At 44.4% G+C, this 775-nt stretch carries 2 protein-coding genes; both read left to right on the forward strand.

What is annotated here, in order from left to right; genetic code table 11:
- On the forward strand, window positions 1–378 hold a 378-nt coding region (locus RYX56_RS21105), incomplete at its 5' end, for an ABC transporter permease (RefSeq protein WP_317123959.1).
- Window positions 378–775 (forward strand): ABC transporter permease (locus tag RYX56_RS21110; RefSeq protein WP_439108524.1); only part of this gene is annotated, 398 nt, incomplete at its 3' end. The genes RYX56_RS21105 and RYX56_RS21110, both read left to right, overlap by 1 nt.

Consider the following 775-nt stretch of genomic DNA (forward strand, 5'->3'; position numbering starts at 1 on the left):
GCCCGGATTACCCGATCTAGTATGCTGGAGGTTATTTCACAGGATTACATTAAAACCGCTCGTTCTAAAGGGTTGGGTGAATTTTGGGTGGTTTGCAAGCATGCTTTCAAAAATGCCTTAACCCCATTGCTTACCGTACTCGGGATGCAGATTTCAATGATGCTGGGGGGCGCTGTTTTGACGGAAACCATTTTTAGTTGGCCGGGGATGGGACGATTGATTGTCGATGCGATTGACAAGCGTGATTTTGTCGTTGTTCAAGGAACGGTGCTGTTTATTGCTGTCATTTTTGTACTTGTCAATCTTTTCGTTGATGTGATGTATAAAGTAGTCAATCCACGGGTTAATTATTCCTCAAGCAAGGGAGGGACAAAATAATGGCTTCTGTACAAAGTTCAATTGTTCAAATTGAGCCGGAAAAAAAGAAGGTAAAGAAAGAAGCGGGACTGATGAAAAAACTGATGCGGAACCGTCTTGCCGCCATCGGTCTAACTATTACCGCCCTTATGACTCTTATTGCCATCTTTGCGCCACTGATTGCGACTCATTCCCCGAATCAAATGGATGTCGCTCATTCTTTAGCCGTACCTGGTACCGATGGTCATCTTTTAGGTACGGATAACTATGGAAGGGATTTGTTCAGCCGTTTGGTTTACGGGGCAAGGATTTCATTAATGGTCGGTATTGCTGCTGTCATTTTTGGTGCCTTTTTTGGCACGTTATTAGGACTGGTTTCCGGGTATTTTGGCGGGCGTCTTGACGCTATTATCATGAG

It is taken from the genome of Alkalihalophilus lindianensis, from assembly GCF_032843265.1.
Classification (GTDB): Bacteria; Bacillota; Bacilli; order Bacillales; family Bacillaceae_D; genus Alkalihalophilus; species Alkalihalophilus lindianensis.